We start from the raw sequence: 275 nt of genomic DNA on the forward strand, positions 1-275 counted from the left end.
CTTTATATACGTGGGGAGGAAATACGTAACGTTTGCGGGGTTTTTCGAGAGTTTCTTCTGGTAACTCATCTTCTTTGTCTCGATCCCAGGCTCCGGTGAAGAGCTCTTTATCATCAGCTCCGAACGAGAACCTGAATACTTTTTCAATCAGACCTTCTTGTTCTCTAACATACTCACCATTCTTCCAGATGCCGCCTTTTTCAAGGAGCTTCGTGTAGCTTTTAGCGACGTCGCTATCACTAAATTCACCTGTATTAACGTTTTCTAAAAGTACG

1 protein-coding gene is annotated in these 275 nt (G+C 42.9%); it reads right to left on the minus strand.

Annotated features, from left to right (window positions below; all coding sequences use genetic code 11):
- A partial coding sequence (locus tag R0K30_RS21840; RefSeq protein ID WP_410612923.1) for a hypothetical protein occupies nt 1-275 on the minus strand: 275 nt, incomplete at both ends.

The organism is Bacillus sp. SIMBA_154 (genome assembly GCF_046536015.1).
Taxonomy (GTDB): Bacteria; Bacillota; Bacilli; order Bacillales; family Bacillaceae; genus Bacillus; species Bacillus pumilus_P.